Origin of the sequence: Pseudoclavibacter sp. CFCC 14310, from assembly GCF_008831165.1 — a bacterium.
In the GTDB taxonomy this organism is placed as follows: Bacteria; Actinomycetota; Actinomycetes; order Actinomycetales; family Microbacteriaceae; genus Pseudoclavibacter_A.
Map to the genome: position 1 here is coordinate 564023 of NZ_WBKC01000001.1, position 21250 is coordinate 585272.

Sequence of the window (21250 nt, forward strand, 5' to 3'; positions counted from 1 at the left end):
CTCGAGAGCTCATCCTGCAGGAGGAGATTCCCCTGATCGGGGTGTGCCTGCCTGCGCTCAGCAGATCGTCGCGATTCAGCCGAACTCAGGCGCACTCAGGCGCGGGCGCCGCGATGCCCGCGTGGAAGGCCTGTACGACGGCCTGCACGCGATCCCGCGCATCGAGCTTCATCAGCACGTGGCCCACGTGCGTCTTCACCGTGGTCTCTGACAGATGCAGTCGGGCGGCGATCTCGGCGTTCGACAGCGCTTCGCTCATCAGCACCAGAACCTCGCGTTCTCGTGGTGTGAGCGTCGCGATCGCGGCGCGGGCGGATGCGGTGCTCGGGAGGTCTGCGGGCGCGGGGGAGCGGGGCGGGCGAGCTCCGGCATCCGCCGCTGCTCTGGTCTGCAGCATCGGCACGACGTGCGCCAGCAGGCGACGCGTCATCGACGGCGAGATCACGGCATCGCCGCGGCACACGGTGCGAATGGCCGTGAGCAGCTCTTCGGGGCGGGCGTCTTTGAGGAGAAAGCCGCTGGCTCCCGCCTCGATCGCCCGCAGCACGTATTCGTCGAGGTCGAAGGTGGTGAGCACGATCACCCGCGTCTCGGGGTGGTCGGCGAGCACTCGGGCCGTTGCAGCGATGCCGTCCATGATGGGCATGCGCACGTCCATCAGCACGACGTCGGCGGGGTGCGCTCGCAGCTTTTCGACGGCATCCCGCCCGTTGTCTGCCTGCACCGTGACCGTGAGATCTGGCTGGGAGTCGACCAGCATGCCCAGCCCGCCGCGCACGAGCGCCTGGTCGTCGACGATCGCGACGTCGATGTGCGAAGCGTCGTTTCGCGACGTTTCAGCCGGGCCGGTCTGTGCGCGATCGAAGGCGGGCGTGGTCATGAGGCTCCGTTCTCGTAGGGCAGCGTCGCCTGCACGCTGAAGCCGCCGCCGGCGCGCGGGCCCGCCTGCACACTGCCGTCATAGAGTGCGAGGCGTTCGCGCATGCCGCGCAGGCCGTTGCCTGCTCCGTCGTCGCTGCTCAGGGCGCCACGACCGTCGTCGTCGATCTGCAGCTGCAGCGTGTGTTCGCCCCAGTGCAGGGTCACGGTCGCCTGCGGTCCGGGGCCCGCGTGTTTGAGGACGTTGGTGAGGGCCTCCTGCACCACCCGGTAGGCCACGAGCTGGGCGCCGGCGGTGAGACGATCGGCGCGGGTGGCGTCGCCGCTGATGGTGAGCTTCGCGCGGGTTCCTGACAGCTGCACGGTGTCGACGAGGTCGGGGATGTCGGCGATGGTGGGCATCGGCCGTGTCTCGGCGCCGGAGTCGTCGTGCAGCACTCCCAAGAGGCGTCGCATCTCGTGCAGCGACGAACGGCCGGTCTCGGCGATGGTCTCGAGGGTGCGCCGGGCGATCTCGGGGTCGTTCTGCGACGCGTAGCGGGCGCCGTCGGCCTGGGTGATCATCACCGAGAGTGAGTGAGCGACGACGTCGTGCATCTCACGGGCGATGCGGGCGCGTTCGTCTGCTGCGGCGAGGTCGCGTTCCTGCTGCTGCTGAATCTCGAGACGTTCGGCGTGCTCGCGCAGTTCGCGCTGCTGACTGATGCGATTGCGGGTGATCGCACCGAGCAGCCAGGCCGCGGTGACCGATGCGGCGATGAAGCCGAAGAAGATGGTGACGGCCAGGACGATCTGGAACAGCGGTTGTGCAGGTTCCTGAATTCCCTCTGCGGAATCGGTCGATGTCAGCACCGGCATCGCGCGGTACCGCACGATGAGGGCGGCGGCACCGGCGATCGCCAGCCAGAATCCGCTGATCGAAGCCCATCGTGGGGCGTAGGCGGCCAGCGCATAGACCATCATGAGCACGAGTGCGTCGGCGGGCACCACCTGCACGCCGAGCGCGACCTGAACCACGCAGACCGAGGCCATCGCGATCGCAGCCGGCACGGTACGGGTGCGCCGCCAGATCAGCGGCAGCGTGACGAGCACTGAGAAGAGAAAGCCTGTCCAGGTGTCGTTCTGCCAGTTCGTGTGGTCGAAGGTGCTGCCAATGCCCACCAGGGCGAAGGGCAGAACCAGAATCGCAGAGAGTGCGGCGACCAACAGTGTGTCGACCAGCTGCACATGGCTCGCGAACCAGTGCAGCACGCGACCGACCATCCCTCGGCGCGGGCGATGGGCGAACGCCGTCGTCGCTGTCAGCGGTGCTGCTGCCGGCGGCGTTGCGCCTGCTGGTACTGCATCTGCTGTTGCCGCTGTTGCCGCTGTTGCGCTCACTGCTCGTGCTGCTGCCTCTGAAGATACTGCTGGAGCATTCTCGACGGGCGCTGCAACCAGAACGACTGGTGTCGGCTGGGCTTCAGCGCTCGAAGTTGTCGGTCTGCTCACACTCCCAACTGTAGGGTGCGCCCGCTGGTCCGGGGTCATCCCGCAGAAGGATGTTTCCCTGACGCACCTGTCCTTGCCGCTGCACCTGTCCTTGCCTTGTCACCTCTGCCCGCCCGTCTTGTTTTCTTGTACCCAGTCTTGGGATTTGCCGTTCGCTCCCGACCGAGGCATGGGAACTGTCGTGCAGAAGCATCGAGTCATGCCATTTGGCATGTCTGGACGCCATGGGGCGTCATTTGCGGCGACTGGCTGTAGTTGGCCGGCCTGGGATGGAGGTGTCGTGCACGAGAGGGTGTGCGGGCGGCCGCGAGTGCATAGAAGCCGTTGAATGGTGTGGATGCTCAGACATGAGTGTGTAGAAGTGGCGGGCATCGTTTGCTGATGGTCGCGGGTTTTGTACTTTCGTTGATCGGATGCCGTGGGGCGGCATTTGATATGTCAGGATTCAGCGGGGAGGGGAGAGGAAGGAGTGTCAGAACTCGGCAGAACTGATTCAGACCTCCCAGCACCGTTGCAGAACCAGCCAGTACCGATGCAGAGCCGGCGAAACTCAACCGGAACCAGGGCAGAACCGGCGCAGAGTGGACGCAGGCGCACATCGGTGCTACTGTTATCTCTTGTGCCGCGGGGTGGAGCAGTTCGGTAGCTCGCCGGGCTCATAACCCGGAGGTCGTTGGTTCAAATCCAGCCCCCGCAACAGATGCGCCGACGCGGTGCGAAGAAGGTCGGAAACCCAATTGGGCTTCCGACCTTCTGCATTTCTCGGCCGAGGCCCTACCTGCCAGCACTCACAGAGTCCGGCTGGCTGACACTCATCGGGCCCGACCTGCCAGCATTCACAAAGTCTGGCGGGCTCACACTCATCGGGGCTGGCCGGCCAGCGCTCACCGGCTGGTACTCACCAGCCCCCATGCACCAGAGCCCACCAGCCTGCAGGTCACCGCAGCTCGTACGACTGATCGAAGAAGTCGAGCTCAAGCTGCACCGTGCGTCCGAAGAACTCCCGAGCCTCGCAGGCATGAGCCGGGCCGACACGATCGAGTTCGCTGCGCAGAAACTCGACCAGCTGTCTGAACGGCGGGTTGTCGTGCAGCGTGATCCACTCTGCGTGCACGAAGCTTGCGGGTGCCTGCTCGGGTGCGCGCATCGCCCAGCTCAGGTACGACCATTCCGACACCAGCAGCACCGAGAGAATGATGGTGTAGTTCCGGGTGTCGGCGGCATCGCGAAAGACCCGTTTGAATCCGGCAGTGGCAGCCGTGTCCGGAATCTTCGCGCGGTCGGCCTCGCTCACCCCGAACTTCGCGAAGCAGCGCAGAAAGTACGTGCTCTCGTCGCCCGCCACGTCGCCGGCGAATGCTGCGAGCCGCAGTCGAGCATCCAACCTGTCGGCGCTCGCCACAGCCGCCCCGATCAGAGCCAGAAAGCCGTCGAGAAAGCGGTGATCCTGAATCAGATACCGGCACATCACCGAGTCGTCGATCGAACCGTCGAACAGCTCCGAGACGAAGCGGTGCCCGACGACCGCCTGCCAGTTGGCTGCATTGTCGTCGCGCAGCGAGTCGGTGAAGCGTTCGCCGGCGGATGCTCCGCTCGCGCGGGCAGCAGACGTCTCGTTGTGATCGGGCGTGGTGATTGCGTGCATAAGGGACTCCCATTCTTCCTTCGCCGGCATGACCCGGACAGGTTCGACGGTCGCAGGCGTCGGCAGCCCGATCTCAGCCCCGTGACCGGGGCACCCGTGTGGTACTGACGAGCGTAGCAGCAGGCGCAGGGCGCCTCGATTACGCTGGCAGAACACCCCGAGAGAAAGACCGCACATGACAGACACAGACCACACCGACGGGTTCAGCGCGAGCGAGCGTGCGGCGATGCGTCAGCGCGCCGAAGAGCTGCGCTCGATCAGCGGCGTCAAAGGCGCGGCGAAGCGGGCGCGCGAATACGAGGCGTGCGTCGCGGCGATCGAAGCACTCGACGGGCTCGACGCGGTGATCGCGCAGCGTCTGCACGTGATCGTGGCCGACGAGGCTCCGCATCTCGAAGCCAAGACCTGGTACGGGTTCCCGTCGTACGCCAGTGACGGCAAAGTCATCGTGTTCCTGCAGCCGTCGTCCAAGTTCGACACTCGGTATGCGACGCTCGGCTTCAGCGAAGACGCGCAGCTCGACGACGGTGCGATCTGGCCGACCTCGTTCGCCCTTGCGGCCTGGAACGACGCGGTGGATGCTCAGGTGCGTGCGCTGGTGCGTCGCGCTGCGGGAGCATCTGAGTAGACTGTCCGCGTGAACTACCGAGAGATGTATGCACAGCGCGAGGAGGTCGTCGGCGAAGCACTCGCCGACGACGATTAGCGCGGATGCTCCCACCGTGCCTGACATCCGGCCAGGCGCGGCGGTCGAGCGACCCTGATCACTCACTCACCATTTCTCCCGGCGAAGCGGCGTCTCTGCGATGCCGCGCGCCGTGAAAGGCATACTCATGCAGACTCTCACCGAATCCTTCATCCGCTCTTCGTTCGTCAACGCCTCACGGCGAGAGACGAAAGAGCTCACATTTCGCGACGACTTCGCCGCACTCACGGAAGAAGACTGGCAGCAGCTCGACTACCTGGGCTGGCGCGACCCGAAGTATGCGCGACGCGCCTATGTCGTGCTGCCGCGCCTCGACGGCGACCCGGTCGGCGTGCTGCTGACGCGTGCCGCGGCCGCCCCTCGCACACCGACCATGTGCCATTGGTGCCGTGACGTGCGGCTGCCGAACCCGGTCGTGCTCTGGAGCGCGAAGCGCGCCGGGGCCGCGGGGCGCCGTGGCGACACCGTCGGCACCTTGATCTGCGACGACTTTCAGTGCTCGCACAACGTGCGCAACGACCCGCCGGCGTTCTACAAGGGATACGACGTGCTCGCCGCGCGTCAGCAGCGTATCGACGACCTGCGCACACGGGTCGCAGGCTTCGCCGAGTCTCTGCTCGGCGCCGCCTGAGCTCAGCCCAGCGTGGTGACGAACGGAGTGTCTCCCGGGTCTTCGTCTCGGGAGGCACTCGCCGCGTCTCCGCGCTGACCGCCTGCGCCCGTCTGCCCCTGGGGCTTGTGCAGCGTGGCGCCGACGACGGGTCCTATGATCACGGAGAGCAGCCCGCCGCCGATCAGCGCGGCTGCCAGACCGCTGCCGATGATCTGCTGCGAGACGGCCAGTGTGGACGCGGCGACGATGATCGGCAGTGCGGTGCCGGTGTAAGCAGCCAGTGCAAACCGTGACCGGGCCGAGGAGCCTCGTGCGGCGGTGAGCATTCCGGGCAGGCCGCGCACGACGAACAGCGCGAGCGCCGAACCCACAGTGATGAGCAGAAGAATCGGCGACGCGAACAGCGCCTGCAGATCGAAGCCGAGGCCGGCGTTGATGAAGAAGATCGGCACGAGCAGCCCGAAGCCGATGCCCTGCAGTTTCGATTCGACGAACGCGGCATCCTCATGCGGGGCGTCCGAGAGCAGCACGCGCAGCACCATGCCCGCAGTGAACGCGCCCAGCAGGGTGTCGATGCCCAACAGCAGATCGAGGGCTATCAGGACGCCCATGATCATGATCACAAGGCGCAGGGCGAACTGGCTGCTGGTGTGCTGGGTCTCGCGGATGAACCGGTGGAGTCGAGCATGCGGGATGCGATTCGCCAGCCACAGCAGAAACACGGCGATCACGGCGAAGATGACGAGTACGAGCAGGGACGTGCTCAGCGTGCGCCCCGAGAGCAGCAGCGACATCATGATCAGCGGCAGAAACTCGCCGACCGCACCGTTGGCCACGACCGACGTCGCGAAGGGTGACCCCAGATCGCCCGCATCCTTCAGAATGGGCAGCAGCATGCCCACGGCGGTCGACGACAGCGCGATCGCGATGACCGGGGCGACGGCGGCTCCGGCCGCCACCGAGCCGAGGGCGAAGAGCACGGCGAAAGAGATCACCCAGGCACCTGCCGCTCGTCGCAGCGGTCGGCCGGTGATCGCGCGCACGTCGATCTCGGTGCCGGCGAGCAGAAACAGAAAGGCGCCGCCGAGTTCGGAGAGCACCGAGATCATCTCGTTCGGCTGAATGAGCCCGAGCACCGCAGGCCCGGCGATCACGCCCAGCACGATCTCGATCGCGGGCAGAGGCACTGGTGCGATCCGTCCGATGAAGCGGGTGATGAGCGTCGCGACCACGGCAAGAATGGGGAGCAGGGCGATGCTGAGCGTGAGATGCTGCACGACTCTCAGTCTATGCACAGCAGGCGAGGCAGCCTGGGTGAGCATCCGTCAGCCCTGCCTGACACAATGAAGGCAGTACGGCTTTCGCAACGAGAGGAACCTCATGACCCGTTTCGAAGAGTTCAAGGTCACCGGCGGGCAGCTGCTCGATCAGGTGAAGCAGCTGCTGCACGAGGGCAACGTGCGTTCGATCGCTGTGAAGAGCAAAGAGGGCCGTGTCATCGTGCAGTTCCCGCTGACGCTCGGCGTCGTCGGCGTCGCGCTCGCCCCAGTGCTCGCGGCGGTCGGCGCCGTCGCGGCTCTGGTCACGGAGTGCACCATCGTGGTCGAGCGCGACGAGAGCGCGCCCCCGCGCACGATCAAGGTCGATCCGGTCGATGATGCGGATGCGAAAGAAGACTCCGCCTCGTAGCGTTCGGATCGTCTGCGCTGAGGCGTTTGCGCGCTCTGTGCCATGCATCGGTGGTGCGCTCATCAGAGAGACCAGCGGGTGGTGTTGTCTGGCCTGCGCCCGCGGCGCATAATGGTGTCAGCAACAAGTGCTCACGGGGTCGGTGAAATTCCGAGCCGGCGGTGACAGTCCGCGACCCGTTCCTACTCGTCGAAGTGATGAGGCAGACGGTTGAGCCGGTGAAATTCCGGTGCCGACAGTGAGAGTCTGGATGGGAGTAAGCACTTGCGGCCTGCGACGTCTGACGTCGTCATCCGCAGCACCCGAAACGGGGTTCGATGACGAACGACGAAGTCGCACCGCATGCTCCCGTGGGCCGGGAAGGAACACATGTTCACCGGTCTCATCGAGGCGCGAGGAGTTCTCTTCGCGCTGCAGCCACACGACCGTTCAGCCGACGTCACTCTCGCAGATGTGCCGTTCGCTGCCACGCTCCGACGTGGTGACTCCGTCGCGGTCAACGGCGTCTGCCTGACCGTGCTCGAACACGACGACACGTCGTTCACCGCAGACGTGATGGCCGAGACGCTGCAGCGCACCACCTTGGGCGGGATCGTTCCCGGTACCGGCGTGAATCTCGAACGCGCTCTGCAGGCCGATGCTCGCTTGGGCGGGCATATCGTTCAGGGGCATATCGACGCCGTCGCCGAGGTGCTCGCGACCGACACGGTCGGCGAGCAGCTCGTGCTGCGCCTGTCGCTCACCCCTGACGTCGCCGACTTGGTCGTCTTCAAGGGGTCGATCGCCGTCAACGGCGTTTCGCTCACCGTGAGCGCCCGCAGCGACGACTGGTTCGAAGTGTCGCTCATTCCGCAGACCCAGCACGACACCGATCTCGGCTCGCTGAGCGCGGGAGACCGCGTGAACATCGAGACCGATGTGCTCGCGCGTCACGTGCAGCAGCTGCTGCAGGCCCAAGGAGTGCTGCAGACAACCGTGCACGATGCCCAGGAGGTCGCACGATGACCGTCACATCTCAGACCGGCGCCCCAGCCGCCACCAGCGCCATCGACCTAGATCGCATCGCGGTGACTCTGCGCTCCGCCGTCGAGGCGCTGCGTAAGGGACTCCCCGTGCTCGTCGCCGATGACGAAGGGCGCGAGAACGAAGGCGACGCCATCATCTCGGCGGCCATGGCGACGCCGGAATGGATCGGCTGGATGATTCGGCACACCTCGGGCTACCTGTGCGCACCGATGACCGAAGAACTCGCAGATCGCCTTGACCTGCCGCCGATGGTCGCGCACAATCAAGACCCCAAACGCACCGCCTACACGGTGACCGTCGACGCCGCCGAGGGCGTCACGACCGGAATCTCGGCGACCGACCGGTGCCGCACGCTCAACGTGCTGGCCGACCCGGCGTCCACGGCCGACTCGGTGCTGCGCCCCGGCCACATCGTGCCGCTGCGCGCTCGCGACGGCGGCGTGCTGGTGCGTGGCGGACACACCGAGTCGGGTGTCGACCTGATGCACCTGGCAGGGCTGCCAGCCGTGGCGGCCATCGGCGAGATGGTGCACGACGACGGCGAGATGATGCGATTTCCCGACTTGGTGCTCATCGGAGCGGAGTACGGGCTGCCGGTGCTCACGGTGGCCCAGATCGCGGCCTGGCGCCGCGCGCATCCAGAGAACGCCCCGATGAGCGGGCTGGCGGCCCCCGGAGCCACGCCCTCGATCGCAGACCAGCAGAACATGATTCAGCACGAACGAGAGCAGGTACAGGCATGAGTCGAGCAGGAGCCCCCAAGCAGCGCATCTCCGAAGCCGTCGCAGACGAGGCGGAGGGCGGCCGGAGCGGGGCATCGCACGACGTGCGCGTCACCGTCGTCGCAGCCAGCTGGCACGAGCAGGTCATGAGCGGTCTGATCGCCGGGGCCGAGCGCACGCTCAGTGAGGCGGGCGTGCGGTGGCGCACGGTGCGAGTGCCGGGCAGCTTCGAACTGCCGCTGGCCGCGCAGGCGGCCTTCGACGGCGGCGCAGATGCCGTGGTCGCGCTGGGCGTGGTGATCCGCGGTGGCACGCCGCACTTTGACTTCGTCTGCGAAGCCGCCACCGACGGGCTGACGCGAGTCGCCCTCGACAAGGGGTGCCCGGTCGGGTTCGGGCTGCTCACCTGCGATGACGAGCAGCAGGCGATCGATCGGGCCGGCGGGCCCGGCGCGTCCGAAGACAAAGGAGCGGAGGCAGCCGCAGCAGCTCTCGATTTGCAGCGGCAGCTCGGCGTGCTGCGACACGGGTGACCTGCCTGTCGTTTCATTCGATCTGTGCGGTTCGTACGAAACGACGCGGAGTAATCGGGAAACCGGGGAAGTCGCGGAGGAGATGTCGGCGGCTCCGCCTACAATGAAGAACCATGAGCAATCCCGTCGTCGTCGCAATCGGTCGCCTGACTCAGGCGGTCGCTCGCCTGCGTGGAGGCGGCTCGGCGCTGCCGGGATATGTGGTCGAGAGACTCGCCCCGCATTTCATGGATCAGACCTTGGGACAGCTGCCGCAAGGGGTGGTCTTGGTCAGCGGCACGAACGGCAAGACCACCACGACGAAGATGATCGTCGAGCTGCTGGCGGCGCAGGGGCTTCGCGTCTTCAGCAACAAGTCCGGGTCGAACTTCACCCGCGGAGTGGTCGCCAGCCTGATCAGCGAGGTCGACTGGCGAGGCGATCTCGCCGCAGACATCGCCGTGCTCGAGCTCGACGAGGCACATGCGCTGCACTTCATCGACAAGGTGAGGCCACGGGTCTCAGTGCTGCTCAACGTGATGCGCGACCAGCTCGACCGCTTCGGTGAGATCGACACCACGGCGCAGCTGCTGACGAAGGTCGCGCAGGCCACGACCGAGACGGTCGTGCTGAACCGTGACGATCCCCGAGTGCGGGCGATCGCCGACCAGGTCGCCCCTGAGACGCAGGTGCGCTACTTCGGCTATGCCCGTCAGCTCGCCGAGCTCTTTCCCGACGACGACAGCCTGCATGAGTCTCGTGACGCGCACACCGGTTCGGCTCTGGCCGTTCCCACAGCACCTGCCGATGTGCAGCTCACCGAGGTGAAAGGGCAGCAGGCCGTCTATACCATCGACGATGAGCGGTACACGGTCGATCTGCAGCTGTCCGGTGTGCACAACGCGCTGAACGCCGCGGCGGCGCTCGCCGGTGCCCGCGCTGCTGCGACCGAGGCGCATCCGCTGCGCACCCCGGGGCTGATCGCCGCCCTCGGACAGGTTCAAGCCGCCTTCGGCCGAGGCGAGACGTTCGACGTCGGCGGCAGGCCGGTTCGGTTCTCCCTGGTCAAGAACCCGTCCGGCTTCCGCTCCTCGCTGCGGTCGCTCGGCGGCCCCGATGAGGCCGTCATGATAGCGATCAACGACGACTACGCCGATGGGCGAGACATGAGCTGGCTCTGGGATGTCGACTTCAGCGCTCTGCGCGAGCGTGGGGTCAGCATGGTCAGCGGTGTGCGGGCATGGGATATGGCCCTGCGCCTGCAGTACGACCTGGTCGCAGCCGATCGCGTCGAGCCGGCCCTGAGCGCCGCTCTCGACGGTTTTCTGACCGATTCGAGCGGGCACCCGGCACGTATCTTCTGCACCTACACCGCTATGCTGCAGCTGCGTCGCGAGATGGCGCGATACACCACGGTGACTCGGATCGGAGAATGACGAGCATGAAACAGCCGTCCAAGAACCAGACATCGAAGAGCGGCGACGTCGCGAACGAGGCGCGAACGACCGAGCTGCTGATCTATCGCGAAGAGATCGCGCTGCTGTGGTCGCCGAGCGCAGCCGCTTCTGCGACGTCAGATCAGGCAGAGGCAGAATCGGCAGCAACCGACGTCGAGTCGGCTGAGGCACCGAAGTCGTCAGCCGAAGTGGTCGTGCATCGGCCTGTCGACACCTCGTTCATGGACGAACCGGTCACCTCGGTGACGCCGGGTTCAGACATCGGACGACCCGTCGACATCCTGCAGCTCTACCCAGACGAGATGAACATCTACGGCGACTGGGGCAACACCCTGACGCTGGTGCGACGGCTGGAGTGGATGGGTTTCGTGCCACGCGTGCATGATCTGCACGTGGGCGGGCCACTCCCGCGTCGAGCTGACATCGTCATCGGCGGCGGTGGGCAGGATTCCGGCCAGGCCAAGGTCTATCGCGATCTGCTCAACCGTCAGCAGTGGGTGCAGGCAATGGTCGACATCGGCACCCCCATGCTGCTGGTCTGCGGCATGTACCAGCTCTTCGGCCGAAGCTTCGACACCATCGGCGGTCAGCAGCTGCAGGGCATCGGCGTGCTCGACGTTCGTACCAAAGGCGAGAGTCAGCGGCTGGTCGGCAACGTCGTGGTCGAGAGCGAGCAGTTCGGCACGATCATCGGGTTCGAGAACCACAGCGGGCAAACGTTTCTCGGTGACGGCGTGCAGCCGCTCGGCACCGTGCACAGCGGTCACGGCGCAGGCAACAACGGGCAGGACGGCACAGAGGGTGCGCGAGTCGCCAACGTCGTGGGCACCTATCTGCATGGCTCAGTGCTGCCCAAGAATCCACGCCTGGCCGACTATCTGATCGGAGCGGCGCTTGCGAACCGCTATGGGATGATGCGCGTGCCCGAGGTCGACGACCCCTACGTCGAGCAGGCTCGCGCGGTCGCTCTGACACGCCCTCGCTGACTGATCTGAGGCAGCAGTGCGCCGTGTGACACGGCGTGTCTCACCTCACGGAACCACGTGTATACGATGCACGTATACGATTCGCCACCCCTGTTCGCTCTCGGTACATTGAGGGAAAATGACCGCCGAGGCAAGGAGGCCCCGTGGCGAACAAGGAGTTTGTCGACACACGACGAGGTGAGATCGACTACATCGCAGTTCAGGCATCGCCTGAGTTCATCAGTCTGAAGAAGAAGCACCGTCGCTTCGTTCTGCCCGTGCTGCTGGTGGCGTTGATCTGGTACTTCGGATTCGTGATCGTTGCCATCACTCAGCCCAAGCTGATGGCCACGCCCGTGTTTGGGCACGTCAATTTGGGCATCATACTGGGGCTGGCACAGTTCGTGACCACGTTCGCGATCACCATGTGGTACGTCTCGTTCGCCAACCGCAAGCTTGACCCGGACTCGGAGCACCTGCGTGCAGAGCTGACCGCCGCGGAGCAGACCGTCACCGCAGGCAAGGGGGAGTAGAACATGACCGATGTGCTGATTCAGAGCAATGCGGTGACCGAGAACAACCCGATTCTCAACATCATCATCTTCATGCTGTTCGTCGGCGTCACGATGTTCATCGTGATCCGTGTGAGCCGTAGAGGCAACAAGTCGGCTGACGACTTCTACGCCGGAGGCCGCGGATTCAGCGGCACTCAGAACGGTACGGCCATCGCCGGCGACTACCTGTCGGCGGCCTCGTTCCTGGGCATCACCGGTGCGATCGCCGTGAGCGGCTACGACGGGTTCCTGTATTCGATCGGGTTCCTGGTGGCGTGGCTGGTCGCGCTGCTGCTCGTCGCCGAGCTGATGCGCAACACCGGCAAGTTCACGATGGCAGATGTGCTGTCGTTCCGCCTGAAGCAGCGCCCCGTGCGCATGGCTGCGGCGATCAGCACGCTGGCGGTGACGTTCTTCTACCTGCTGGCGCAGATGGCTGGAGCGGGTGGCCTGGTGTCACTGCTGCTCGGCATCAGCGACAAGCTCGGTCAGTCGATCGTTATCACCATCGTCGGCGTGCTGATGATCGTCTATGTGCTGATCGGCGGCATGAAGGGCACCACTTGGGTGCAGATCATCAAGGCGATCCTGCTGATCGCTGGTGCCGGCGCGATGACGATCTGGGTGTTGGCGCTCAACGGATTCAGCCTCGACCTGCTGCTGGGTCGTGCCGTCGAGGCGGCGAACGGCAACGAAGCCATTCTCGCACCCGGTCTGAAGTACAAGAACCCGGCCGACTTTATCTCTCTGGGTGCCGCACTGGTGCTGGGCACCGCTGGTCTGCCACACGTGCTGATGCGCTTCTACACGGTTCCCACCGCCAAAGAGGCCCGCAAATCCGTGGTCTGGGCGATCTGGCTGATCGGCCTGTTCTACGTCTTCACCCTGGTGCTCGGCTACGGTGCCGGCTACCTGATCGGCCCTGACACCATCAAGGCTGCGCCCGGCGGTGTCAACTCCGCAGCTCCGCTGCTCGCCATGCAGCTCGGCGGGCCTCTGCTGATGGGCTTCATCTCGGCGGTGGCGTTCGCGACAATCCTGGCGGTGGTGGCCGGCCTGGCGATCACTGCGGCGGCCTCGTTCGCGCACGACATCTACTCCAACGTGCTCAAGAAGGGGCAGCACGTCCCGCCTGAGACCGAAGTCAAGATCGGTCGCAACACAGTCGTGGTGATTGGTGTGCTCGCAATCTTGGGCGGCATCGGCGCACAGGGGCAGAACGTGGCGTTCCTCGTCGCGCTCGCCTTCGCTGTGGCGGCCAGCGCCAACCTGCCGACGATCGTGTTCTCGCTCTTCTGGAAGGGCTTCACCACCCGGGGCGCGGTCTGGAGCATGTACGGCGGTCTCATCGTCACGCTGCTGCTGATCATCTTCTCTCCGGTGATGAGCGGAACGTCCACGTCGATGCTGGGAGACGGCGTGAACTTCGCCTGGTTCCCGCTTGAGAACCCAGGCATCATCTCGATCCCAGCGGGCTTCTTCCTCGGCTGGCTAGGATCCGTCATCCCGGCCAAAGAGAAAGAAGATCCCAAGCTCGAGGCCGAGATGGACGTGCGATCCCTCACCGGCTTCGGTGCTGAGGGCGCGGTCGAACACTGATCGCAGGCGCGTGATCGCATGATCGCGTGAGACACCAGGGGCGCAGCATCCGTGCAAGACGGGTGTTGCGCCCCTGCTGCGTGCCTGCCGGGTTCGGTGTATGCAGGCGAGGCAGGTTCTCGTTCGCGTGAGGCCTCGGCGTCAGTGGGAGAGGCGACGGCGTCGATCGACTCGGCGCCAGACGAAGAATCCCGTCAGGGTGAATGCTCCATAGAAGATGTACATCACTGCGGTCGCATAGTATCCGGCGCTCAGCAGCAGGGGTACGCCGACGACGTCGACCGCGACCCAGATCAGCCAGAACTCGACCCATCGGCGAGCCATCCCGTAGGTCGCCAGCAGAGACCCGACGAACGTCCAGGCATCTGCCCACACCGGCTCATACGACCCAAGCAGCCGGAACAGCGGAGTCAGTGCGATCGTGCCCACCACCATCAGGGTCACCAAGGCGGCGCGCTGACGTGCGGTGGCCCATACCGGCGACACCCCGGCCTCGCCGTGGGACTTTGTGCTGTGCTCGGCCTCGGCTCCAGTCGGCGTGCTGACGCGCAGTCGGTCGGTCGCCACTGCCTGTCCGACCAGACTCGCCGCCTCCGCAGCACTGGTCCCGTCGGGCCCGGTCTCCGCACTCGCCGAGGCCGGTCTGCGCTGGCGCGAACTCTGATGCCACTGCCGCCAGCCCCAGATCGAGACGGCGATGAACATGATCTGCCGTCCAGCCTGCCCCAGCAGGGTCGCTGCCTCACCGTGCGACAGAATTGCACCGAGAAAGACCGAGAAGAGCAGGGCATTGCCGATGATGCCCACCGGCCATGCCCACACTCTGCGACGCATGCCTCCGAGGGCGCTGGCCAGACCGAACACGTTGCCCACGACCTCGCGCAGCACCAGGGGTTTGAGATCGCCCAGTGGAATCGTCGCGTTGTAGAGCCAAGAGATGCTGTCGATGAGAGACACTGTCGCCTTTCCGAGCCGAATGCCGAGCGCCATGCTACACCGGGCGGCTCGCGGCAGATCGACTGCTACCGTGAGTTCCATGTTCGCTCATTCCGCTGGCTGCGGCCGCTATGCGCCGAGTCCCAGCGGAGACCTGCACATCGGCAACCTGCGCACCGCCGTGCTCGCGTGGCTCTTCGCGCGCTCGACCGGCCGCCGTTTCGTGCTGCGTGTCGAAGACCTCGACCGTCAGCGCTCGCGTGACCCTCAGCCTCAGATCGACGATCTCGGCCGCCTCGGCCTGGACTGGGACGGGCCGATCTCAGTGCAGTCCGAACACCTCGATCGGTTCGATGCGGCACTTGACGACCTGCAGCGCCGCGGGCTGGTCTACGAGTGCTTCTGCACCCGTCGTGAGATCGCCGACGCCGTGCGGGCACCGCATGGCATCCCCGGTCAGTACCCGGGAACCTGCCGAGAGCTCAGTGAGGCCGAACGCATCCGTCGACGTCGAGACCGGCCGCCTGCGCTGCGTCTGCGTGCCGACACCGACGCCGCGAGCGTGCACGATCTGCTGCACGGTGACGTCACCGGAGCGGTCGACGATTTCGTGCTGCGTCGCGCCGACGGCGCCTACGCCTACAATTTCGCGGTGGTCGTCGACGATGGATGGTCGGGTGTCGACCAAGTGGTGCGCGGCGACGACCTGCTGACCTCGGCACCGAGACAGGCGATGCTGGCGAGGATGCTCGGGCAGCGCCCGCCCGAATACGCGCATGTGCCGCTGGTCGTCAATGCCGCAGGGCAGCGACTGGCCAAGCGGGACGGCGCGGTCACCCTCCGTCGGCTGGAGGCGGCCGGTCACACGAGCGGTGAGGTGCTCTGCTGGATCGCAGGCTCTCTTGGCACGGCGGTCGATGTCGGCGAGAGCGCAGCCGCGATCAGACGAGAGGCCCCTGACCAGGAGCCCGCGGCTCTGCTGCGACGCATGCTCGAGACTTTCGACCCGGGCGCACTGCCTCTGCAGCCGTGGACGTTCGTCAGCCCCGACGCAGCCTGACCGCGTGGCAAGATGGAGGCGCAAGCACCGCATCCGTCTGCGAACAGGAGAGCACGTGTCAGAACAGAGCCATGAGCCCATCGACCTCGAGGCGGCCCTCGGTCTGCCGCAGGCGACGATCAGCGCGCTGATCGCCGCGGTTCGAGCCCAGCAGCCACGGGCGCTCGCCGAGCTCGGCGAGCTGGTGGCCTTTCCCTCGGTCGCCGACCCGGCGCAGTTCGACTGGCAGCACTCACGTGATGCGGCACAGTGGCTGCTCGCCCAGCTGCGCGAGGCGGGCATCGACGACGCACACACCGTCGACACCGTCGACGGCAGCCAGACCGTCGTCGGGCACGCCCCAGCACCGGCCGGAGCTCCGACGGTGCTGCTCTACGGACACTACGATGTGCAGCCGCCGCTTGACGAGGGGCTGTGGCAGACACCGCCCTTCGTGCTCACCGAACGCGACGACGGACGGCTCTACGGGCGTGGCGCGGCCGACTGCAAAGGCAACCTGGTCGCACATCTGGCCGTGCTCCGTGCGCTGCGCGAGCAGTTCGACGGGCTGCCCATCGGCGTGCGGGTGATCTTCGAGGGGTCGGAGGAGCAAGGCGGCAGCGGACTCGCCGACTACCTGAACCAGCACCCCGAAGACTTCGCCGCAGACGTGATGATCATCCTCGATTCGGGCAATGCGGCAACCGGTGAGCCGACGCTGACGGTGTCGCTGCGCGGAGTCGCCGACCTCACAGTGAGCGTCGACACCTTCCCGGTCGCTCTGCATTCCGGGCAGTTCGGCGGCGCTGCGCCAGATGCGCTGCAGGCGCTGATACGCATGCTCGACTCACTGCGAGACGAGCACGGAGACCTCACTGTCGAAGGCATCGACGCGACACAGCACTGGAACGGCGTCGCCTACCACGAACAGCGGTTCCGCACAGACGCCGGGCTCGAGCCGGGCGTCGAAGTGGTCGGCTCGGGCAGTGTCGCCGACCAGCTCTGGGCCCGCCCGACAGTGACGGTGCTCGGTGTCGATGCGCCCTCGGTCGTCGGCTCGACGGCCGCGGTGCAGGGTCACGCGGCCGCCCGTCTGAACCTGCGCGTGCCGCCGGGCATGTCGGCGTCAGCGGCGCAGGATGCACTGGTCGCGCACCTCTACGCGGTCGCGCCGTGGGGTGTGCAGGTGAACGTGACCTCAGGCGGAACCGGTGAGGGCTTCGCGGCAGACACGACGACGCCCGCCTATGGCATGCTCGGAGCCGCGCTCAGCCGAGCCTTCGAACGCGACGTGGTCTTCGCAGGCAGCGGCGGCGCGATCCCGCTGACCAACGAGCTCAGCGAACGCTTTCCCGACGCCGAGATCGCGCTGTTCGGCGTCGAGGATCCGGCGGCCGCGATTCACGCACCGAACGAGAGCGTCGCTCCCAGCGAGATCGAAGGGGTGTCGATCGCCGAGGCGCTCTTTCTCGCCGGTCTCGCGTCGCGACCTGTCGCCGCTGCCTGAGCCGTCGCTCGTCGCCTGCGGGTAGTATGCCCGGTCACGGGTCTGCGCGCGCTCGTCCCGCCGCCCGATAGACTGAGCCGGTGCGCGCCTGCAGCAGGCGTGGGGAAGGATCGCTGTGCCCACTCCGGAGGACTCACTCTGGCTGAACAACACCGTCACGATCGCCGCCGGGCAGTTCGGCCCGACGACCGACAAACAGGAGAACCTGCGGCAGATCACGATGTATGTGCAGGAGGCCGCCGACCGTGACGCCTCACTGATCGTCTTTCCCGAGTACGCCTCGTACTTCAACGGGCGTCTGGGCGCAGACTACGTCGCCAACGCAGAACCGCTCGACGGACCCTTCGTCACGACTCTGGGGCGCCTTGCTCGCGAACATCGAATGCACATCGTGGCGGGACTCGTCGCCGAGAGCGGGGTCGCCGACAAGTTCTCGAACACCGTCGTGGCCGTCGGCCCAGACGGAGACATCGAGTGTTCGTACAGCAAGGTGCACCTGTTCGACGCGTTCGGGCACAGAGAGTCCGACTGGGTGGTGCGCGGTTCGCTGGAGGGCAGCGCTCCGGTGTTCGAAGTCGACGGCGTCTCAGTGGGGCTGCAGACCTGTTATGACCTGCGGTTCCCGGAGCTGACTCGACGCATCGTCGATGCCGGCGTCGAGTTGGTGGCGATCCCCTCGCAGTGGGTGGGCGGCCCGCTGAAAGAGCATCACTGGAACACGCTGGTGCAGGCCCGTGCCATCGAGAACACTGTCTATGTGCTGGCAGCAGGGCAGTCGATCCCACACGGCATCGGTCGCTCGCTGATCGTCGATCCCATGGGCGTCGTGCTTTCGGCCACCGGCGCGGAGAGCGCCTTTCTCAGCACCGAGATCAGCTTGGAACGCATCGCCCAGGTGCGTGCGAACAACCCTGCACTGCAGATGCGCCGCCTCGACGTCATCGTTCCAGACGACGGCTCAGCCGCGCAGTCGCTCTAGGCGCTCGGCGGCATCCTGCAGCACGGCATCCCGCTTGCTGAATGCGAACCGCAGATACGGTCGGTACAGCTCCGCGTTCTCGGGCGCTGCGAAGGCAGTGAGCGGAATCGCGACGACCCCGCAGCGTTCGGGCATGACGCGCGCCAGTTCGGTCGCGTCGTCGAAGCCCAAGGGACTCCCGTCGGCGACGCAGAAGTACGATGCGGCGGCGGGGCTGCTGTCGAACCCAGCTGCGACGAGCCCGCCATGCAGGATGTCGCGGCCGTGCTGCAGCCCGCAACGTATCTGCTCGTAGTCGCTGTCGGGCAGCCGCAGCCCGGTCGCGACAGCAGGCTGGAACGGTGCGCCGGTGGTGAACGTCAGGAACTGTTTCACCGTCTGCACCGCTTGACGCAGACGAGCGGGAGCGGTCAGCCAGCCGATCTTCCACCCAGTCACCGAGAAGGTCTTGCCCGCAGATGAGACCGTGATCGAACGGTCGGAGGCCCCTGGAATCTGCGCGATGCTGGTGTGCCGGGCATCGTCGAAGACCAGGTGTTCGTAGACCTCGTCGGTGACGATCAAAGCGTCGAAGCGCTCGGCCAGCTCGACGATGCGGGTCAGCGCGGCACGACCGATCACGGTGCCGGTCGGGTTGTGGGGGTTGTTCAACAGGATGATGCGGGTGCGTTCGGAGAACGCCTGTTCGAGTCGGTCGAGATCGAGATCGAATGTGGGCGGCGTCAGGGGCACGCGCACTTGACGTGCGCCGGCCATGGCGATGAGAGCGGTGTACGCGTCGTAGCAGGGCTCGAGCGTGATGACCTCGTCACCGGGGCCGGTCAGTGCGAGCAGCGTCGCTGCGAGCGCCTCGGTGGCGCCTGTGGTGATCAGCACCTCGCTGTCGGGGTCGACGTCGAGACCGTAGAAGCGTTGTTGATGCTCTGCGACGGCCAGACGAAGATCGGCGAGGCCTGGGCCCGGCGCGTACTGGTTCACACCATCGGCGATCGCCTGCCGGGCCACGTCGAGCACGATCTGCGGGCCAGAAGCATCGGGGAAGCCCTGACCGAGGTTGACGGAGCCGGTCTCGATTGCGAGATTGGTCATCTCTGCGAAGACCGTCGGAGCTGATTGGCCTTTGTCGTTCAGCAGACCGACCGCTGCCGCAACGTGTCGCCAGGGCTGTGTGCGCTCCTCGTGCGGGGCGCAATCCTCGTGTGAAGTCATGGCCATAACTCTAGACTCGGTCGCAACAGGTTTTTGCTCAGCTTTGACACAGGCGCTTCATAACATGCAGGTGCACGGTGGGTATGTACGAGAGGAACGATTCTTATGACTCCGGAAGATCAGGACGCTCGGTCGCCCCAGGCCGAGCCCGCACGCCAAGAGGCCGCAGCGTCGCAGCAGGTTCCCCCTCGCCAGCCGTTCCACGAGCAGCCGACCACTCCGCTGCCCCCGGTCTATGCTGCGCCGCCGACTTCGGCACCGGCCTTCGCGTCGAGCCAGTCAGACTCTGCCGGCGCACCGGCGCAGCCGACGGCTCAGACGCCCCAATACCCCGGGCAGCAGACGCAGCGGTTTCCGACCGATGCGTACCCGACCCAGCAGTTGAACGATCCGAGCGCGTCTGCCGGTGGCGGATTCGGCGGCGGAGACGGTCCCAGCGGCGGCTCTGCCGACGGTACAGGCGACCAATCCGGCACAGCGAAGCGCAGCGGCGGTTCGATCGCCAAAGTGGTCGGCATCGCGGCGCTCGTCTCGGCGCTGGTCGGCGGCGGCGCAGGTGCCGCCATCGGCTGGCAGGTCTCGAATCATGGCGAGCCTTCGGTGAGTGCCAGCTCGGGCAGCTCGAACGTCACGATCAACAACCCGCAGAGTGTGACGCAGATCACCGCCGCAGCCGCGAAGGCGAGCCCCTCAGTGGTTACGATCTCGGCCACCACCGGCAGCGAGTCCGGCACCGGCTCGGGGGTCGTGCTCGACAACTCCGGCCACATCGTGACGAACACGCACGTGGTCACCCTCGACGGCGCGTCGTCGAAGGCGCAGCTCAGCGTCACCCTGAGCGACGGCAGCATCTACGAGGCGTCAGTCGTGGGGCTCGATCCGACCACTGACCTCGCCGTCATCCAGATCAAGAACCCGCCGGCACTGACCCCGATCACCATCGCCGACTCGGCCAAGCTCAACGTCGGCGACACGGCGGTGGCCATCGGCGCCCCACAGGGGCTGCAGAACACCGTCACCAGCGGTATCGTCTCGGCGCTCAATCGTGCGATCTCGCTGAGCTCGTCAGCCGCTCAGGACGGAAACGAGGGCGAAGACGGCAGCACCGATCAGGGAAACGGCTTCGACTTCTGGAACAACTTCGGCTCAGGCGGCGGCAGTCAGCAGCAGCAGCCTCGCTCGCAGAGCGGCAGCTCGTCGGCGGCAGACAACTCGATCTATCTGTCCGTGATCCAGACCGATGCGGCGATCAACCCCGGCAACTCGGGTGGGCCGCTGGTGAACGATGCCGGCGAGCTGATCGGGCTCAACGTGGCGATCGCCACCGCCACGAGTTCGTCCGGGCAGTCGAGCTCGTCAGGCAGCATCGGTCTGGGCTTCGCAATTCCGGCCAACGTCGTCAAGCGTGTGACCGGCGAGCTCATGGAGAGCGGCAAGGCGGAGCACGGGCAGCTGGGCGCGACGGTCAGCAGCGCCACGGCCCAGGACGGCGCCACCGGCGCTCTGATCAAGGATGTGACCAGTGGAGGGCCTGCAGATCAGGCCGGTCTGCGTGCGGGCGACATCATCACCAAGGTCGACGACGTGCGCATCACGAGTTCATCGCACCTCATCGGCACTGTGCGTCAGAACGGTCCCGGCACTAAGATCACGGTTGAGTACGTGCGCAACGGCCAGACGCAGAGCACCGAGATCACCCTTGAGGCTTCGGCGCAATGACGA

Annotated in this window: 20 protein-coding genes, 1 tRNA gene and 2 riboswitches; of the genes, 15 read left to right on the top strand and 6 right to left on the bottom strand. The window is 66.1% G+C overall.

The genetic code is table 11. The features are described from left to right. Positions 1-85: 85 nt before the first annotated feature. Both F8O06_RS02455 and F8O06_RS02460 read right to left on the bottom strand, forming a co-directional pair. Positions 86-880, bottom strand: coding sequence for a response regulator transcription factor (locus tag F8O06_RS02455; protein ID WP_158037284.1), 795 nt, complete (start codon positions 878-880; stop codon positions 86-88). Further along, entirely contained in the window at positions 877-2130 is a 1254-nt protein-coding gene (locus tag F8O06_RS02460) for a sensor histidine kinase (RefSeq protein WP_225733339.1), read from the bottom strand. The genes F8O06_RS02455 and F8O06_RS02460 overlap by 4 nt, the downstream gene beginning before the upstream one ends. Positions 2131-2993: 863 nt before the next feature. Between F8O06_RS02460 and F8O06_RS02465 the strand changes: the two genes are divergently transcribed. Beyond that, a tRNA-Met gene (locus tag F8O06_RS02465) sits at positions 2994-3067 on the top strand. Positions 3068-3307: 240 nt separating this feature from the next. On the opposite strand, the gene F8O06_RS02470 is transcribed toward F8O06_RS02465, so the two are convergent. After that, positions 3308-4015, bottom strand: a complete 708-nt coding sequence (locus F8O06_RS02470; protein ID WP_158037285.1) for a TenA family protein — start codon at positions 4013-4015, stop codon at positions 3308-3310. Continuing rightward, positions 4012-4123, bottom strand: a riboswitch (TPP riboswitch). It overlaps the preceding gene by 4 nt. Positions 4124-4190: 67 nt before the next feature. Here F8O06_RS02470 and F8O06_RS02475 point away from each other — a divergent pair. Together F8O06_RS02475 and F8O06_RS02480 are read left to right on the top strand one after the other, a co-directional pair. After that, positions 4191-4643, top strand: a complete 453-nt coding sequence (locus tag F8O06_RS02475; RefSeq protein WP_158037286.1) for a hypothetical protein — start codon at positions 4191-4193, stop codon at positions 4641-4643. Positions 4644-4848: 205 nt separating this feature from the next. Continuing rightward, the gene (locus tag F8O06_RS02480) at positions 4849-5352 is read left to right on the top strand and encodes an FBP domain-containing protein (RefSeq protein WP_158037287.1); all 504 of its coding nucleotides are present in this window, start codon (positions 4849-4851) and stop codon (positions 5350-5352) included. 2 nt (positions 5353-5354) lie between these two features. Here F8O06_RS02480 and F8O06_RS02485 read toward each other — a convergent pair whose 3' ends face one another. Further along, positions 5355-6611, bottom strand: coding sequence for a cation:proton antiporter (locus tag F8O06_RS02485; protein WP_192496807.1), 1257 nt, complete (start codon positions 6609-6611; stop codon positions 5355-5357). A 103-nt stretch (positions 6612-6714) separates the two neighbouring features. Between F8O06_RS02485 and F8O06_RS02490 the strand changes: the two genes are divergently transcribed. From F8O06_RS02490 to F8O06_RS02525, 8 genes are all read left to right on the top strand, one after another. Beyond that, positions 6715-7023 carry a DUF4342 domain-containing protein gene (locus F8O06_RS02490; protein ID WP_158037289.1) on the top strand — a complete coding sequence of 103 codons (309 nt, stop codon included), beginning with the start codon at positions 6715-6717 and terminating at the stop codon, positions 7021-7023. Between the two features lie 125 nt (positions 7024-7148). Continuing rightward, positions 7149-7289: riboswitch (FMN riboswitch) on the top strand. 103 nt (positions 7290-7392) lie between these two features. Next, on the top strand, positions 7393-8028 hold the full coding sequence (locus F8O06_RS02495; RefSeq protein ID WP_158037290.1) for a riboflavin synthase: 636 nt from the start codon (positions 7393-7395) through the stop codon (positions 8026-8028). After that, positions 8025-8792 carry a 3,4-dihydroxy-2-butanone-4-phosphate synthase gene (gene ribB / locus F8O06_RS02500; protein WP_158037291.1) on the top strand — a complete coding sequence of 256 codons (768 nt, stop codon included), beginning with the start codon at positions 8025-8027 and terminating at the stop codon, positions 8790-8792. Before F8O06_RS02495 ends, ribB begins: the two co-directional genes overlap by 4 nt. Further along, on the top strand, positions 8789-9304 hold the full coding sequence (gene ribH, locus F8O06_RS02505) for a 6,7-dimethyl-8-ribityllumazine synthase (protein ID WP_158037292.1): 516 nt from the start codon (positions 8789-8791) through the stop codon (positions 9302-9304). Before ribB ends, ribH begins: the two co-directional genes overlap by 4 nt. Before the next feature lie 113 nt (positions 9305-9417). Next, the gene (locus F8O06_RS02510; protein WP_158037293.1) at positions 9418-10719 is read left to right on the top strand and encodes a Mur ligase family protein; all 1302 of its coding nucleotides are present in this window, start codon (positions 9418-9420) and stop codon (positions 10717-10719) included. A gap of 5 nt (positions 10720-10724) precedes the next feature. Continuing rightward, positions 10725-11726, top strand: a complete 1002-nt coding sequence (locus F8O06_RS02515) for a type 1 glutamine amidotransferase (protein ID WP_225733340.1) — start codon at positions 10725-10727, stop codon at positions 11724-11726. Positions 11727-11869: 143 nt separating this feature from the next. Then, positions 11870-12238, top strand: a complete 369-nt coding sequence (locus F8O06_RS02520; protein WP_192496756.1) for a DUF485 domain-containing protein — start codon at positions 11870-11872, stop codon at positions 12236-12238. A 3-nt stretch (positions 12239-12241) separates the two neighbouring features. After that, positions 12242-13858 carry a cation acetate symporter gene (locus tag F8O06_RS02525; protein WP_158032051.1) on the top strand — a complete coding sequence of 539 codons (1617 nt, stop codon included), beginning with the start codon at positions 12242-12244 and terminating at the stop codon, positions 13856-13858. A 141-nt stretch (positions 13859-13999) separates the two neighbouring features. Here F8O06_RS02525 and pnuC read toward each other — a convergent pair whose 3' ends face one another. Beyond that, positions 14000-14806 carry a nicotinamide riboside transporter PnuC gene (pnuC, locus tag F8O06_RS02530; RefSeq protein WP_225733372.1) on the bottom strand — a complete coding sequence of 269 codons (807 nt, stop codon included), beginning with the start codon at positions 14804-14806 and terminating at the stop codon, positions 14000-14002. Between the two features lie 88 nt (positions 14807-14894). Here pnuC and gluQRS point away from each other — a divergent pair, with 88 nt between their 5' ends. The 3 genes from gluQRS to F8O06_RS02545 all read left to right on the top strand — a co-directional run bounded on the left by gluQRS (position 14895) and on the right by F8O06_RS02545 (position 18319). Beyond that, positions 14895-15854 carry a tRNA glutamyl-Q(34) synthetase GluQRS gene (gluQRS, locus tag F8O06_RS02535; protein ID WP_158037596.1) on the top strand — a complete coding sequence of 320 codons (960 nt, stop codon included), beginning with the start codon at positions 14895-14897 and terminating at the stop codon, positions 15852-15854. 55 nt (positions 15855-15909) lie between these two features. Beyond that, positions 15910-17340, top strand: coding sequence for a dipeptidase (locus F8O06_RS02540; RefSeq protein ID WP_225733341.1), 1431 nt, complete (start codon positions 15910-15912; stop codon positions 17338-17340). Between the two features lie 115 nt (positions 17341-17455). After that, on the top strand, positions 17456-18319 hold the full coding sequence (locus F8O06_RS02545; protein ID WP_225733342.1) for a carbon-nitrogen hydrolase family protein: 864 nt from the start codon (positions 17456-17458) through the stop codon (positions 18317-18319). On the opposite strand, the gene F8O06_RS02550 is transcribed toward F8O06_RS02545, so the two are convergent. Continuing rightward, complete coding sequence (locus F8O06_RS02550; RefSeq protein ID WP_158037294.1) at positions 18299-19528, bottom strand: aminotransferase class I/II-fold pyridoxal phosphate-dependent enzyme; 1230 nt, start codon at positions 19526-19528, stop codon at positions 18299-18301. The genes F8O06_RS02545 and F8O06_RS02550 overlap by 21 nt on opposite strands. A 105-nt stretch (positions 19529-19633) precedes the next feature. On the opposite strand from F8O06_RS02550, the gene F8O06_RS02555 reads away from it, so the two are divergent. Continuing rightward, positions 19634-21247 carry a S1C family serine protease gene (locus F8O06_RS02555; RefSeq protein WP_158037295.1) on the top strand — a complete coding sequence of 538 codons (1614 nt, stop codon included), beginning with the start codon at positions 19634-19636 and terminating at the stop codon, positions 21245-21247. Positions 21248-21250: the final 3 nt, after the last annotated feature.

Bases quoted from the DNA above. Each gene is read 5' to 3' on its own strand.
- F8O06_RS02455 (WP_158037284.1), bottom strand. From the start codon at position 880: ATGACCACGCCCGCCTTCGATCGCGCACAGACCGGCCCGGCTGAAACG.
- F8O06_RS02470 (WP_158037285.1), bottom strand. From the start codon at position 4,015: ATGCACGCAATCACCACGCCCGATCACAACGAGACGTCTGCTGCCCGC.
- F8O06_RS02475 (WP_158037286.1), top strand. From the start codon at position 4,191: ATGACAGACACAGACCACACCGACGGGTTCAGCGCGAGCGAGCGTGCG.
- F8O06_RS02480 (WP_158037287.1), top strand. From the start codon at position 4,849: ATGCAGACTCTCACCGAATCCTTCATCCGCTCTTCGTTCGTCAACGCC.
- F8O06_RS02490 (WP_158037289.1), top strand. From the start codon at position 6,715: ATGACCCGTTTCGAAGAGTTCAAGGTCACCGGCGGGCAGCTGCTCGAT.
- F8O06_RS02495 (WP_158037290.1), top strand. From the start codon at position 7,393: ATGTTCACCGGTCTCATCGAGGCGCGAGGAGTTCTCTTCGCGCTGCAG.
- ribB (WP_158037291.1), top strand. From the start codon at position 8,025: ATGACCGTCACATCTCAGACCGGCGCCCCAGCCGCCACCAGCGCCATC.
- ribH (WP_158037292.1), top strand. From the start codon at position 8,789: ATGAGTCGAGCAGGAGCCCCCAAGCAGCGCATCTCCGAAGCCGTCGCA.
- F8O06_RS02510 (WP_158037293.1), top strand. From the start codon at position 9,418: ATGAGCAATCCCGTCGTCGTCGCAATCGGTCGCCTGACTCAGGCGGTC.
- F8O06_RS02515 (WP_225733340.1), top strand. From the start codon at position 10,725: ATGAAACAGCCGTCCAAGAACCAGACATCGAAGAGCGGCGACGTCGCG.
- F8O06_RS02525 (WP_158032051.1), top strand. From the start codon at position 12,242: ATGACCGATGTGCTGATTCAGAGCAATGCGGTGACCGAGAACAACCCG.
- gluQRS (WP_158037596.1), top strand. From the start codon at position 14,895: ATGTTCGCTCATTCCGCTGGCTGCGGCCGCTATGCGCCGAGTCCCAGC.
- F8O06_RS02550 (WP_158037294.1), bottom strand. From the start codon at position 19,528: ATGACTTCACACGAGGATTGCGCCCCGCACGAGGAGCGCACACAGCCC.
- F8O06_RS02555 (WP_158037295.1), top strand. From the start codon at position 19,634: ATGACTCCGGAAGATCAGGACGCTCGGTCGCCCCAGGCCGAGCCCGCA.